11 protein-coding genes are annotated in these 15671 nt (G+C 37.4%); all 11 read right to left on the bottom strand.

Annotated features, from left to right (window positions below):
- Positions 1-86 precede the first annotated feature (86 nt).
- A complete protein-coding gene (locus P6940_RS00055; protein ID WP_028257662.1) occupies positions 87-689 on the bottom strand; it encodes a nitrate/sulfite reductase in 603 nt (200 codons plus the stop codon).
- A gap of 357 nt (positions 690-1046) precedes the next feature.
- On the bottom strand, positions 1047-2213 hold the full coding sequence (hemW, locus tag P6940_RS00050; RefSeq protein ID WP_277292815.1) for a radical SAM family heme chaperone HemW: 1167 nt from the start codon (positions 2211-2213) through the stop codon (positions 1047-1049).
- A 1-nt stretch (position 2214) separates the two neighbouring features.
- Positions 2215-4014: a translation elongation factor 4 gene (gene lepA / locus P6940_RS00045; RefSeq protein WP_028257660.1), complete on the bottom strand. Its 1800-nt coding sequence runs from the start codon at positions 4012-4014 to the stop codon at positions 2215-2217.
- A 13-nt stretch (positions 4015-4027) separates the two neighbouring features.
- Positions 4028-5089, bottom strand: a complete 1062-nt coding sequence (mnmA, locus tag P6940_RS00040; protein ID WP_038151576.1) for a tRNA 2-thiouridine(34) synthase MnmA — start codon at positions 5087-5089, stop codon at positions 4028-4030.
- A gap of 232 nt (positions 5090-5321) precedes the next feature.
- A complete protein-coding gene (locus tag P6940_RS00035; protein ID WP_038151578.1) occupies positions 5322-6566 on the bottom strand; it encodes an aminotransferase class I/II-fold pyridoxal phosphate-dependent enzyme in 1245 nt (414 codons plus the stop codon).
- Between the two features lie 69 nt (positions 6567-6635).
- Positions 6636-7547: a tRNA (adenosine(37)-N6)-dimethylallyltransferase MiaA gene (miaA, locus tag P6940_RS00030; RefSeq protein ID WP_277292814.1), complete on the bottom strand. Its 912-nt coding sequence runs from the start codon at positions 7545-7547 to the stop codon at positions 6636-6638.
- Positions 7548-7669: 122 nt separating this feature from the next.
- Complete coding sequence (locus P6940_RS00025) at positions 7670-8479, bottom strand: protein-L-IsoD(D-D) O-methyltransferase (protein WP_277292813.1); 810 nt, start codon at positions 8477-8479, stop codon at positions 7670-7672.
- Between the two features lie 88 nt (positions 8480-8567).
- Entirely contained in the window at positions 8568-10625 is a 2058-nt protein-coding gene (gene mutL, locus P6940_RS00020) for a DNA mismatch repair endonuclease MutL (protein WP_277292812.1), read from the bottom strand.
- Positions 10625-13252 carry a DNA mismatch repair protein MutS gene (mutS, locus tag P6940_RS00015; protein WP_277292811.1) on the bottom strand — a complete coding sequence of 876 codons (2628 nt, stop codon included), beginning with the start codon at positions 13250-13252 and terminating at the stop codon, positions 10625-10627. Before mutS ends, mutL begins: the two co-directional genes overlap by 1 nt.
- Before the next feature lie 230 nt (positions 13253-13482).
- Positions 13483-14196 (bottom strand): YadA C-terminal domain-containing protein, encoded by a 714-nt coding sequence (locus tag P6940_RS00010; RefSeq protein ID WP_244869377.1) that lies wholly within the window; start codon positions 14194-14196, stop codon positions 13483-13485.
- A gap of 36 nt (positions 14197-14232) precedes the next feature.
- Positions 14233-15671, bottom strand: a 1439-nt coding sequence (locus P6940_RS00005) for a YadA-like family protein (RefSeq protein ID WP_277292810.1), incomplete at its 5' end; no start/stop codon positions are given.

Below are 15671 nucleotides of genomic sequence, written 5' to 3'. Positions count from 1 at the left end.
CTATCAAAATGTCAAGACAAAAGTCTAAAAAAGTTTAGTATTTTTCTATTTAGTCAAAAAGGCAAAGCGTAAAAGCTTTGCCTTTTTTATAAATCAACATTCTCTAATGGATTACCTAATCGAGCTAATACTTTTGCTATGCGTTCCTTAGGTTCTGCATTACTAATATACCAATCAATGACTATATCTATTGCTTTTTTAGCTTGCTCAACCGATAAATTTCTAGCAATAATCTGTCCTGCTTGTGGTCTATGTCCTGTCGTTCCGCCTAAAGACATAACAAAACCATTAACCGTTCCATAAAAACCTATATCTTTGACCATCACATCAGCACAATTACGACCACAACCACTAATGCCTATTTTACATTTGTGGGCCGTACCTTTTCCATAGTGATGTGCATCAATATAAGCCTCTAACTCACGTGTTTCCATAAGGCCATTTTTACAATTGCCTTTTCCCACACAAGCCAACAAATTATTAACCCCACGATGCTTAACTTGCACAATGCCTTCAGGCAATTCATGAATGATACATTCTTTGTCTTCTTTTGTAATATTATAAATTTGAATTCCTGTCACAACATGTCGAAAGTATCCGCCATATTTTTCTCCCAATGCTACGATTTCCATCATTTGTTTCGGAGAAAACTCATTGTGGCGCGCATGTAAAATAATAGATGTTTTCACAATATATACCTCATATACACTATCTATTCAATCATAAATCTATACTACATAAAAATCTATCATGTACTTACTCATACAATTATTATAAAGTAAGACACCCTTCAATCTAATTCGGCCATATATACTAGATTCATTTATAGAATTATATCTAACTTAATCTCTAATAAGTGTTGTACCGATTATATTTATTATAGCAAAAAAGCACTTCAAATTCTGTGATATAATGCCCATTCATAATAGCTTATCCAGTCCACTACAAGCTTATATCTATATATTATGGTTATTACGCCTGCTATTAAAATGTTTCATGATAACTATCACAGCTAACTATATCTTGTTATCAATATACTAGAAATACTATTTGATAAATTGTGCAAATACATAGTTACCGTGAACAAACCCCTCATCTGTCATATAATATCGACTATCCTTACTCGTTAGTAGTCCCTTGTCCATAAGACCTCTTATAACCACTCCATACTCTTCTTCTAAAGATAGTCCAAACCTATCTTCAAAATCAGGCGCATAAATACCTGTAGTTGTACGTAAATGTAAAAAACAATAATCTTCTTTATCCCGTTGTCTATCAATGTATTCTTCAGTCTTTATAGGCAATACAGACTGTTCGACTGATTTAATATAGGGAATGACATAGGCATGATTTGCACGGCGATAATGATTATAAAAGGAGTGCGCTCCCACACCAAAACCTAAATATTCTTTATAGTGCCAATAACGTAAATTATGATAACTAACGTATCCTTCTTTAGCAAAATTAGCCACTTCATACCGATTAAATCCCACTTCTGGCAATGTAGAAACCAAATAATCGTACATAGCCATTTCCACCTCTTCTTCAGGTAGTGTTAATTGTCCTTGTTTGATGGCATACGCTAGCTGTGTTGTTGGCTCTACCTGTAATCCATATATAGAAATATGATGAATCGGCAAAGTCACTGCTGTATGCACACTATTTTCTATATCCATAAGTGTTTGAGAGGGCAATGCATACATGAGATCTAAATTAATATTAGTAAACCCCGCTTCATAGGCTTGATAAATAGTATCAACTGCTTCACGCCCTGTATGATTTCTATGTATCATATGCAGCAAACGATCATTAAACGTTTGAACTCCGAAACTAATGCGATTGCATCCTAACGCATATAAATCAGACAAATAAGATGTCGCCAAATTGTGCGGATTAGCTTCAATAGAGACTTGTCTAACGTTCTGCAAAGGGAAATATACGTCCAAAGTTTTCAAAATGCTCTCTAACTGTACAATGCTCAACTCAGTAGGCGTACCACCGCCAAAATAAATAGTATCTACCGGTATAGTAGTGCTTTCAGGATACATCTCACACCATATTCGCACTTCATCTAATAAGGCCGCCACATACGCATCATAATAGTCTTCTAAATTTTGATAAGCCGCAAAATCACAATATGTGCATTTTTGTCTACAAAAAGGGATATGAAGATAAATCCCCATATCCCTATTATTAGATGCTAGAGCCGTCATACTAATCTTCCACTTTAAGAATTGCCATAAATGCTTCTTGAGGAATTTCTACACTTCCTACCGCTTTCATTCGCTTCTTACCTTCTTTTTGTTTTTCTAATAATTTACGCTTACGACTAATATCGCCGCCATAGCATTTTGCGAGCACATCTTTACGCCAAGCCTTCACTGTTTCACGAGCTACAATTTTAGTGCCCACAGCCGCTTGTATAGGGATTTCAAAGTTTTGTCGTGGAATTAGTTCCTTTAATTTTTCTGCCAATGCACGACCACGCATGGCCGCTCTTTCTTTATGCACAATAATACTTAGTGCATCGACTGGTTCTCCATTTAACAAAATATCCATCTTAACCATAGGCGATGTTTGATACCCAATCAACTCATAGTCAAGAGATGCATATCCTTTCGTGGCAGATTTTAATTTATCAAAATAATCATAAATAATTTCACCTAATGGCAGATGATACACGATTGATACGCGAGATTCATCTAAATATTCCATACTTTGATACTCACCACGTTTTTCTTGAGACAGTTCCATAATCGTGCCCACGTATTCTTTTGGAACAATGGTTGTCGCTTTTACATATGGCTCCTGTATATATTCAATTTCCGTAGTAGGTGGTAGCTTAGCTGGATTATCAACTTCTAACATATCTCCATTGGTTTTAAACACTCGATAATTTACACTTGGTGCTGTTGTAATCAAAGATAAGTTATATTCACGTTCTAATCGTTCCTGGATAACATCCATATGCAACAACCCTAAGAAACCACATCGAAATCCAAACCCTAATGCCAATGATGTTTCTGGTTCATATTCTAAAGCAGCATCATTCAAATTTAACTTTTCCAATGCATCTCGGAGATTTTCATAGTCCTTGCTATCTGTCGGATATAACCCACAGTATACCATTGGTACTGCTTTACGATACCCTGGTAGTGGCTCATCCGCTGGATTAGATGCCAATGTGATCGTATCACCTACACGACAGTCACGAACATTTTTAATACTTGCTGCAATACATCCTACAGACCCACATGTCAATGCTTGAACAGGTAATAAGTTGGGTGTAAATATGCCTAGCTCCGTCACTTCGAAATCATGATTGTTATGCATCATGCGAATCGTATCCTTCACGCGCAAAGAACCCTCTTGCACGCGCACATAAGCAATCGCACCTTTGTAGGAATCAAATCGAGAATCAAAAACTAATGCTTTTAAAGGTTTATCCGTTTTATCCACTGGTGCTGGAATACGTTCTACAATAGCCTCTAAAATATCTTCAATGCCCATGCCAGATTTCGCACTACAGCAAATTGCTTCGTCTCCATCAAGGCCAATAATATCTTCTATTTCCTTTTTAACTCGTTCAGGGTCGGCATTTGGCAAATCAATTTTATTGATGACCGGTATAATTTCCAAATCATGTTCTAATGCTAAATACACATTCGCCAATGTTTGAGCTTCTACGCCTTGTGCCGCATCAACCACCAGCAAACAACCTTCACAAGCTGCCAAAGACCGTGATACTTCATAACTAAAATCCACATGACCCGGTGTATCAATTAGATTCAAGGTATATTCATTGCCATCCTTAGCCGTATGCAAAATGCGAACTGCTTGTGCTTTAATTGTAATACCTCGTTCTCGCTCTAGCTCCATGGAGTCTAATACTTGTGCTTCCATTTCACGTTTTGTCAACGTCCCAGTTTTTTCAATTAACCGATCGGCTAATGTTGATTTACCATGATCAATATGGGCAATAATACAAAAATTTCTAATATGATTTGTGGTCATAATTACCTCTCTACTAACAAACCTTATCTATAACTCCACCGCCAAGAACTTGGGTTCCCTTATAAAACACCACGGATTGGCCTGGTGTAATCGCTCGTTGTGGCTCATCAAATACAACTTCCATAGTACCATCCTCTAGTATATGTGCCGTACAGGAAGCTGGATTCGCTGCATAGCGAATTTTACCTTCTGCATGCAATACCTTCGGCGTAACACCATCTAAGAAATTATAAAATTTACAAATCATACGCTTCGTAAATAAACTTTCATTCGGGCCTACAACAACTTCATTTTTCTCCGCATCAAGCTTAGTTACATATAATGGCGTACTATAAGCAATACCCAATCCTTTTCTCTGTCCAATTGTATAATTAAACAAGCCCGTATGAGTGCCTAATACCTCGCCATTTTCATGAACGATTTTGCCTTTTTTAACAGGCTGTTTCAATTCACGTTGTACTAATCCTTGGTAATTATGATTTGGTAAAAAACAAATATCCTCACTGTCTGGTTTATTGGCTACAGGAAGCTGATAACGATTTGCCTCTTTCCGCGTTTCGGTTTTACATTGAGCCCCTAAGGGAAATACAATATGACTTAGAATATGTTGATTCATAGTATACATAACATAACTTTGATCTTTTGTAGGATCCGCACCCTTATGTAATTCATATAAGCCTGTCGTCTGATTATATTTCACTTGTGCATAATGGCCTGTCACCATATGAGTAGCTCCTAGCTCTAACGCACGATGTAAGAGTAAATCAAACTTTATATTTTTATTGCAAAACACGCATGGATTAGGCGTTCTTCCCCTTGCATATTCTTTCACAAAATAGTCAACTACATTTTCATAAAACACATGACGTGCATCAACAACATAATGCTTGATGCCTAAAAAATCACACATTTTTTTAGCATCCGTAACTGCCAAAGGCACATCATCTTCTGGTGTATTTTCTACCCATAAACGAAGTGTGATTCCAAACACCTTATGCCCTTGTTCTAATAGCATTTTAGCTGTTAAGGAGCTATCTACACCCCCACTCATTGCCACTGCAAAAACTTGTTCCATGCTTTCTCCTTCTGGTCAATTATCAACTGTGATAATTAACAACATACATCAATACAGAGTGAAAGTCTGAATGTGTATAATTAAACTATATACCTATATATTTCTATTATAAATCATTTACATGTAAGAATCGATGTATGCTACCATTGCTACACCTATGATTCATACATTTTATCTACTATCATGTATTCCTATATTCATAAACAATACAGGAATACATGATACGTCTACATCAAGATTGCCGACTTTTTAAAATCGCTTCAGCTGCTCCCAAAATGCCCAACATCGAATGTTCAAATACCAATCCGCCTTGCATAAAAATGGTATACGGTGGTCGTATTGGCCCATCTGCACTTAATTCGATAGAAGATCCCTGTACAAATGTGCCACCAGCCATAATAATTTGATCTGTATATCCTGGCATATCACCTGGCACTGGTCTCACATGTGCATCTACAGGAGAGTAGGCTTGCATCCCTGCACAAAATAATTCCATTTCTTCTGCATTATGTAAATTAATAGCTTGAATTAAATCATATCGTGGTTCTTCAATCGAAGGGAATACTTCGTATCCCAATACATGTGCTACTGCCGCTGTATATACTGCCCCTTTCAGTGCTTGCAATACCACATGCGGTGCTAAAAATAGGCCTTGAAAAAACAAGCGATATCCAGCAGCATACGATCCCATGTGATCTCCTAATCCGGGTGCTGTCAATTGATAGGCTACATCTTCTACTAATTCTTTTTTACCTACTACATAACCACCTGTTGGTGCGATACCACCGCCAGCATTCTTAATAAGTGAACCTGCCATAATATCCGCCCCAACCTCTAAAGGTTCTTGTAACTCTGTAAACTCCCCATAACAATTATCTACAAAGCAAATTGTATCTGGATTCACTGACTTAACGGCGTTACATATCGTACCGATATCCTTTACTGATAAAGGCTTGCGTGTACTATACCCACGAGAACGCTGAATAACGACAACTCTTGTATCGTTTGTAATTGCTTTTTTTATACCTTCTATATCATAAGACTGTGCTAATAATGGTACTTCTTTATAAATAAATCCTTTACTTACTAAAGATCCGCGTACCTCACAAGTGCTACCAATAACAGACTGCATAGTATCATAGGGTGCTCCTACTGCATACACAAACTCTTTGCCCTGTGCACCATTTCCCAATAAAGCAATCAATGTTGTAGCCAATGCATGTGTACCAGACACAAAATGAGGGCGCACTAACGCTTTTTCTCCTTTAAATACATGAGCAAATACTTCATCTAATTTTTCTCTGCCCACATCATTATAACCATATCCAGAACTACCATTAAAATGATAGTCGGACACTTGACACTCTTTAAATGCATGTAATACCTTTTTAGTATTCGCTAATGCGATGGGCTCAAATTTTTCAAACTGATCCTTAGCTAAAGAAAATGCCTTCTCACGCAACTCTTCTAACACCATAAACAATAACTCCTTGATTCTATATGGATACAACAGTGTATTCATTATTTTAAATATATTAACAGTTTATTATAGCAAATCTTTAGCCATTTTATAAACATCTAATTCGCTCATAGTATCATCGATGTAAATCCATTGTATATACGGCATCCGTTTGTACCATGTTATCTGTCGTTTAGCAAAATGTCGCGTATTTTTTTTGACTAAATCAATGGCTTCTTCTTTTGAAATTTGATGCGTCATATATAAAACAATCTCTTTATAGCCAATTCCTTTGAAAGCTTGACTATCTGGTGATGCACCATGCGTTAACAACCATTCTACTTCATCAAACAAACCTTGTTGCACCATAGTGTCAACTCGTTTATTAATTCTCTTATACAAAGACTCTCGATCACGCATTAAACCTAATACAGTGCCTTCATACATCAACCCATCTTTACTATGATGTGATACTACATTATACTGGCCTGCACTCATGAGTTCAATAGCTCTATACAATCTATGTTTATCTTGTAATTCAATAGTAATAGAACCATGTGCTGCTAATTCACGAGCCTTTCTCCGTAACCCCTCAATGCCCTGTACTTCATATAATTGGTTCAACTCTTCTCGCAATGTCTGATTCGGTGGCACGTCTGAAAATTGATATCCTTCTAATAGTGATTGTACATACAATCCTGTTCCACCTGATAAAATGGGCATAACTCCTTGTGTATTACATTTTTTTATCACGTCGCGCGCTTTTCTTTGAAAGTCCGCTACACTATACACATCATTAGGCTCTAAAATATCAATTAAATAATGTGGCACATGCGCTAATTCTTCTGTCGATGGCTTTGCTGTGCCAATGGATAAACCTTTATATACTTGATAGGCGTCTCCTGAAATAACAGGGGCTTTCATTTCTTGTGCCAGTCGCAATGTTAAATCTGTTTTTCCTACCGCTGTAGGCCCTAAAATCGTTAATAATCGTTCCACCAAATACATCCTTCACTAAAATACACCTAGGTTCCTAAGAAAATCAAAAAGAATAATCCTATATGTATAAAAACTAACTATCGATAATTTTTAATTACAATGTGCTACTTTCTCAAATATACTCATACCTCATAGACAGCATATACAATCTTGCTATACTTACCACCAACAAAATAATCTGGTTCTATCATCTGAAAGATTCTACTAAATGGGCGCTCTTTTATAATTACTTTTCGCTTAGCCACGCGCATAGCCTCCCGTATAATTAGATCTGTACAAGCGGATTTAACAAGATGGTCTCGCAAACTTAAGAATTGAGGACTTTCTACAATAGGAACTTCAAACATAGGATCTAAATACACTACGTCAAAAGCATTCGTCTCACAAGTTGCTAAATACTCTTGGTAATGACAGCCATAGGTATTAATTTGTCGTAATGCCTGTGTAACATGAGGATCATCATGACAAAAATGTGCCAATCCGTACTGTGTAATATGATGCAATGGTAAAAAAGCCTCTATTCCTACCATGTATGTTTTTTGTGGTACTGCACCTATATCATTCTGTCCAGTCATATACGCATAGGAAACAACAATGCTATCGCTACCTAATCCTAACGTACAATCTAAAAAAGAGGATAATCTAGGCAATCCAATAGCTTCTACCAAATAATCATGTCCCGTCCGTTGCAAATGTAAAATTCGCAATTGTGCCATAGAAAGATGAAAATGATGTTCTTTTCCTTCGCCTATATACAATGATGGTCCCTGTGAATTATACACGACAATATATTCACTACCATACCTATCTTGTAATTGTCGTAATGAAAGTTTTTTACGACTAACATAGGTTAATTGCAATCGCTCTGCAGCCTCTTGTGCCTGGGCATGAATAATGGCGCTAGACTTTTGTGATGTAGTTACTATATTCATATTTTTCTCCATATACTACGAGTAGAACGCCATTGACTCATACATCGGTCGGTACCCTAAAAATATCAACATTTCTATGTAATTTACTCTAGGACCGTAAAAATAAGCGTCCCAATTCACTAGGTGTAAACTTAATAATTGTCGGTCTTCCATGGGGACATACAAATGGTTTATCTGTATGAAATAAATCTTCAATCAGTACAGACATTTGATATAAATTCAAATTATGGCCCGCCTTAATAGCACCGCGACACGATGCATAGGCTAACATCTTATGACGTAATTGTGCTTTTGTGGGAATCTGTTTCTCATGCAAGCATGAAAACACATGTTGCAAAATATCTTCACCCTGTGCCTCTACAATATCTACCGGCATACCTGTAATTTTAATTTGCGTTGGTCCTCCCAATTCAACAGCAAATCCCACATCAACTAGTTCCGTTTGATATTCTTCTACTATAAGCATATCATCATCACTGGCTTTTACATAAATGGGTACCAATAACTGTTGCATAGGAATTGCTTGTGCTGATTTACACAATGTATCATACCGCACCCGTTCATGTGCTGCATGCTGATCAATAATATATAAGTCATCGCCCTTTTTCGCTAATATATAACAAGAGGCCACTTGCCCCATAGGTAATAGTCCACTATTTTGAATCACTCTCGTAGGAGCGTTATGAATAGGTGTATCCCCATTAAAGACTTCCTTATCAGGAGGCGTGATACTATCAGTTCCTTCACAATTTTGTTCTATACATTCCTTAGCCCCTGTAGAACATGCCATAGTTGATGTAGTTTCTTCAACAGTCTGTAATGTATCTCCTGCACTAGAAGGATACTGAAATGCACTTTCTCTATGCAATTGACGAAATTTTTCTTTATCTTCCTCTGTATAACTAGTAAATTCTGATGGCACATTAGAAAAAGTAGCGTCACCCATAAAAGATTCTTGTTCATAGGAAGAACGAGGATGTGCTACAAAGCCATTTGTTCGCAAATCATGCACAAATCGATTCGTATCATCTCTAAGAATTGTATAGCCACCATTTCTAGTATGTCCAAATACTTTATCAAATTCTACATTCGTAGCAATAGCATCTTCCTGTGAGCATTGATTATCAATTACTTCTGACCTAGTGTCCATAGTGCCTAATGGATTTTCTATAGCTTGTAAAATCGCATGATATACAGCGCGATATATTACTTTATCATCTGCAAACTTTACTTCACTTTTACGAGGATGCACATTAATATCAATGCAATCTGCTGGCACTGTAATGGCAAGCACCACTAGGGGAAATCCATTTTTAGGCAATAGCGCATGATAGGCATTATCGATAGCTTTATAAATTGTTTTATCGCCAATTACACGATTATTCACAATAATCGTCTGCCATGTTCGCGTACTTTTAATCAATGATGGTTTACTAACAACACCGTCTATTACAATTGAGTCCGCTTCATAAGAAATAGGAAATACGTCTTCCCTCACCTTATAGCCATATAAGGCAGTGACAGTTTCCAATAAATTGCCATTACCTGGTGTGATAATGCTAACTCTATCATTAATGATTAGCTTGAAAGAAATTTGTGGATTACTTAACGCAAGTTTGCCAACAATATCAGAAATTTTAATACTTTCTGTACGATCTGTTTTTAAAAATTTTCGTCGTACTGGCGTATTATAAAATAAATTTTTTACTTCAATCGTCGTACCAGGTGTAGTACCATAAGGCAAACAATCTATACACGTACCTCCATCGATAATAACGCGTGTTCCCCATTCAGAGTCTTGTTTTCTAGTCGTTAATACAAAATTTGATACCGACGCAATACTAGCTAATGCTTCACCACGAAAGCCTAACGATGCAATATCAAATAAATCCTCTACCCCTTGTATTTTACTGGTAGCGTGACGCAATACAGCCAATCTAGCATCTTCTTCCGTCATGCCTATCCCATCGTCAGTGACTCGCATATATGTACTACCGCCATCAGAAATCTCAACCTCAATAGAGTTAGCTCCCGCATCAATAGAATTTTCCACCAATTCTTTAATCACCGATGCTGGTCGTTCTACTACTTCGCCAGCTGCAATTTTGTTAATTGTTATTTCATCAAGAATATGAACCATTGCCATTATTTACCACCACCTTTTTTAGCCGCTTCTTGCAATTGATATAGTGTACTAATCGCTTCAATAGGTGTCATGCTCATTACATCTAAGGATAATAAATCATCCACCACCGAATGGGTGAATAAATTGTCATTCATCACTTGATGCGTATTCGTAGATTTATGGGCACTCTGCACTTCTGTATCAGAGACCATAACGCGGTTCATTAGATCTATTTCAGATGATTCTATTTCTAAGGAGGATAAAATAACTTCTGCCCGTTTTAATACCGAAGATGGTAATCCTGCCAATTTAGCTACATGAATACCATAACTACGATCCGCACCGCCCCGAACAATGCGCCGTAAAAAGACGATGTCTTTTCCTTTTTCTTTGACCGCTACCGTATAATTTTTCAATTTAGGATATTGGTCTTCTAAGGGAATTAATTCGTGATAATGTGTAGCAAATAATGTTTTCCCATGAATTTGTTTAGAAATATATTCCACCACGGCTTGTGCAATACTCAATCCATCAAAGGTACTCGTCCCTCGACCGATTTCATCAAGAATGATCAAACTATTCGCCGTTGCATTTTCTAAAATATATGCCACTTCTTTCATTTCCACCATGAACGTACTTTGCCCTGTAGAAATGTCATCACTAGCACCAACACGCGTAAATATTCTGTCTACCGGACTAATACACGCTTCCTGTGCTGGTATAAAAGATCCCATTTGTGCCATAATCATCAAAATAGCAACTTGTCTCATATACGTAGACTTACCGGCCATATTAGGACCAGTAATCAAAATAAACTCTTCTTCTTCATGATTCAATGTCACATCATTAGGGACAAACAATTCTTGTTTTAAAAACTTTTCAATGACGGGATGCCTACCATCACGAATCGTAATTTGACCGTTCATTGATAAGGATGGGCAAATATACTTTTCTTCATAAGCTACCAAAGCCAAACTAATCAGCACATCAAGTTGTGCTAAAGCTCGTGCTGTTTCTTGAATGGATTTAATGGCCTCTTTCACCTGTACGCGTAACTCTTGATATAGCTCATGCTCTAAGGCAATCATTTTTTCTTTTGCACTTAATACCTTGATTTCAAACTCTTTAAGTTCCGGTGTAATATACCGTTCTCCATTCGTTAAGGTTTGTTTGCGAATAAAGTAATCAGGCACATTCGATGTATGTGCATGAGTTACTTCAAAGTAATACCCAAATACCTTGTTATATCCCGTTTTAAGTTTAATTCCTGTTTTTTTCCGAATCTCATCTTCCAGTTGTAGGAGCCAGGATTGACTGTCATTCGCCAATGATCGTAATTCATCCAGTTCAACATTATATCCATCTCTAATTACACGACCCTCTTTTAACGTTAACGCCGGTTCTTCGGCAATGGCCTTAGATAACAGCTGAAAGATATCATCGTGTTCATGCAATTGCTCATTAATCATCTGTAACGATAAGCTTTGGCAATTACTTATGATGTGTTTAATCGTTGGCAACGTGCTAAGTGATTCTCTAAGAGACGTAAAATCTCTAGGCGATACGCTGCCTGTTTCAATACGACTTGCAATTCGTTCGAAATCAAATATAGATGTTAAATACTGACGAATTTGCTCCCGTTCCTCATGGCGACTAATTAATTCTGTAATAGCAGCTTGACGTCGGCTAATATGTGAAATATCTACTAAAGGAGTCTCTAACCATTGTTTTAATAATCTAGCCCCCATAGGTGTCAATGTTCTATCCAGTACGGATAACAAAGTTCCTTTACGTCCCCCATCTCGTAAATTATGAGTAATTTCTAAATGGCGCAAGGAAGCGGTATCTAAAATTAATCGATCTCCCACACTTAACCGATGAACATAGTTAATATGTGATGTTTCTGTTTTAATCACATCTTGTAGATACACTAACAAATATCCTAAGGCTTGCAATACATCTTCTTCCATTAATCCTATATCAGTAAACTGTGAGCAAGCCTCTTGAATTAATTCATTATGATTTTTATCCGTTTTATAGGGAGATAATGTAACATGACGAAAATTATTTTGTATAAAATTAAAAACGTTCGATGGTAATTCTACAGAATCAGCTAACACAATTTCGCTTGGTCTATACATAGATAACGCATCATACATCTCAGTATGATGCGTTTCTAATGTCATACGTTCCCAAATAAGTTCTCCCGTTGTGATATCACAAAACAAAATAATCCAACTAGTTAAGGTTTTATAAAAAAGACTTAGAAAATTATTACTACTGGACTCAGTTCCACTTTCAGACATCACCGTGCCTGGTGTAATAACACGGATAACGTCACGTTTAACAATCCCTTTCACTAATTTAGGATCTTCCATTTGCTCACAAATAGCAACCTTATAGCCTTTTTTCACCAATGTATCAATATATGATTCTGCTGCATGATAGGGTACACCACACATAGGTGTTTTTGTATCCTCTCCCGTACCACGCCCAGTTAACGTAATATTTAGCTCGCGTGATGCAATATATGCATCTTCAAAAAATAATTCATAAAAATCGCCTAAACGAAAAAATAATAACTCCTCCGAATACTTAGATTTAATTTCATTGTATTGCGTCATCATAGGAGTCACTTTTTTAGCCATTATATCACCTCTACAAACTACCATAAATAAGTATAATCTATGTAGTACACCTGACTATATATCTAATTTTTCTCACGTACCAACAATATCATTCTGTATACTAGTATTAATGTTTACTTTATATTATATCATAAAGAACTATATGAATGGTATGATATAACACATATACTACACAAAAAGAAGATATGAACGACTAGGTTCATATCTTCTTTTCTATCAATAGGTATGGCTTAATGATTATGTTTTAAATTTTGCAATTCCTTCCATAATTGTGCTTCTCGTTCTTTCATAGCCGCCATTTCCATATCACGTTCTTTATCTTTTTGTTGCAATCTTTCAATTTCCTGTGCTTGCGCCGTTAATTGACGTGCCATTTCCACCTTTGAGGAAATTGGTAAAGACCCTTTACCCACTTTCAATGATACACCAGCGTTAATCATATTTTCTCCGTTACCAAACGATCCACCTATCGAGAATTGTGTTGTTTCATTTGGACGATAGAAAGCACCAAGTGCTAATGCATTGGCCCCCATATAGTTGCCAAAGCCGGCCGCAAAATTCCATTTATCCTGCGCATCAAAATCTAATGGATGTAAGGCAGCGAGTGCCGCATTACTAGCACCTGCACGATTCATACGTTGTCCCATATTCGCTAGGCTATTTTGCATAGATTGTGATACTTGTTGTAACTGACCTTCTGTCGCAGCACGATCCTGTTGTACTAGTTTCACATCCCATGTCGTATTGGAAAGTCCTGTAATAGTACCATTTGTGTCAGATCCATCAATGCTAATCTTACCAGCATTGATTTTCTTGTCTAGTTTCACCGTATATGTTGTCTTATCGTTGTTAGTCTTAGATGTAACCTGAATACCTGTAGGATCTCCTTGTATATCGACAGATACCCCCGTACCTTTACCATCCTTACCTTTCAAGCTATCCAAGAATTCTTTTTCTGTCTTATCTTTATTCGGTTGATTCTATGCTTTGTTTTGTATTTCTTTTATTACGGCTTTCAGTTCTTCTATTTCTTTTCTCATTCCGTTATTTTCTTCAAGCAATTGTTTTACTTCGTCTTGCAATATGTATACTGAACTTATCGGACCATCTTTATATTGCGACAATTTTTTATTTCTTTCGTGAAGATATTTTTTATCTTCTTCTGAACCGAATTTATAGGAAATACCTACATTTGCCATGAGATCGCTTTCTCCTGCATAGGATAAACCGGCATGCACAAGTGTGTTTTCATTTGAGTAGTGTGCAACTCCAAGTGCAATCGCCTGTTGCCCTTTGTAAGTTGAAACTCCTGCCATAATTTGACTTCTGTTGTAGGGATCGAAGTCGAGCGTTTGAAGTGCCGCAAGTGCTGCAGAGTGTGCACCTACACGATTGATTTCTCCGAACATTTCATTCATTCCTTGAGTTGCTTGCTTCAACTGCTTGTAGTTAACTGCATCGCTGTCTTCGGTAGCATCTGCAACGTTCGTAATCTTTTTATTTCCGGCATTGATACCGGTATTTGTAACAGAAGGACCTTTTGCAATTGTAAGTCCAGTATTATTTACAATAACATTGTTGTCGCCTTTACCGATTGTAATGGTTTCTTTATTTTCAGTACCGTTTATGGAAATATTTCCCACGTCAACTTTCTTGTCGAGTTTTACTTTATAAACGGTCTTGCTTTCAGCTGCCGGAGTAGTTGTCGTTCCACCCGTTGACGGTGTCGTTCCGCCGGTTGACGGTGTTGTTCCACCCGTTGACGGTGTCGTTCCGCCCGTTGATGGTGTTATTCCACCCGTTGACGGTGTCGTTCCGCCGGTTGACGGTGTTGTTCCACCCGTTGACGGTGTTGTTCCACCCGTTGACGGTGTCGTTCCGCCCGTTGACGGTGTTGATGTATTTTCTTTCGGATCCTTTTCTACAACTATACCCGTATTTTGATCGCCGACAACTTCTACATTTGAACCACCTTTAGACAATTTCTTTTCCAAAGCTTTGAGCTGCGCTACGTTGACCGCATCGGTGTCTTCCGTACCGGCGGCAACTCCCGTAATCTGGCGAGTTATTAAATTATTTTTATCTACAGTACTTCCGACAGAAAGTGCCGCCTTTGTTGCTTTCCAAATTGCGGAAGTTTCCGTACTTGCTTTTCCGGTAAGCGGATCATACCCGATTATGCCTTTATCTATCGAAGCTATGGAATAACTGCCCAACGCTATGCCGCCTTCTTTTTCCACATGCGCATTATGACCGATAGCAACGATATCGGCTACGGTCGTTTCTTTTTCCGCATCTTGCGAACCTAGCAATACACCGTGTTTGACCTTAGTCACTTTTTGCTTGTCGCCCATGACCAAAGTAGATTCACTGTCGGTTGCCGTATTTTCAGAACCGATCATGGTTACGTGCGTGCCGT

Origin of the sequence: Veillonella montpellierensis (genome assembly GCF_947090115.1) — a bacterium.
GTDB lineage: Bacteria > Bacillota > Negativicutes > Veillonellales > Veillonellaceae > Veillonella > Veillonella montpellierensis.
The sequence above is the reverse complement of the archived record's forward strand: the minus strand, read 5'-3'. Positions and strand labels throughout refer to the sequence as shown.

Bases quoted from the DNA above. Each gene is read 5' to 3' on its own strand.
- mutS (WP_277292811.1), bottom strand. From the start codon at position 13,252: ATGGCTAAAAAAGTGACTCCTATGATGACGCAATACAATGAAATTAAA.
- mutL (WP_277292812.1), bottom strand. From the start codon at position 10,625: ATGGCAATGGTTCATATTCTTGATGAAATAACAATTAACAAAATTGCA.
- mnmA (WP_038151576.1), bottom strand. From the start codon at position 5,089: ATGGAACAAGTTTTTGCAGTGGCAATGAGTGGGGGTGTAGATAGCTCC.
- P6940_RS00035 (WP_038151578.1), bottom strand. From the start codon at position 6,566: ATGGTGTTAGAAGAGTTGCGTGAGAAGGCATTTTCTTTAGCTAAGGAT.
- hemW (WP_277292815.1), bottom strand. From the start codon at position 2,213: ATGACGGCTCTAGCATCTAATAATAGGGATATGGGGATTTATCTTCAT.
- lepA (WP_028257660.1), bottom strand. From the start codon at position 4,014: ATGACCACAAATCATATTAGAAATTTTTGTATTATTGCCCATATTGAT.
- P6940_RS00025 (WP_277292813.1), bottom strand. From the start codon at position 8,479: ATGAATATAGTAACTACATCACAAAAGTCTAGCGCCATTATTCATGCC.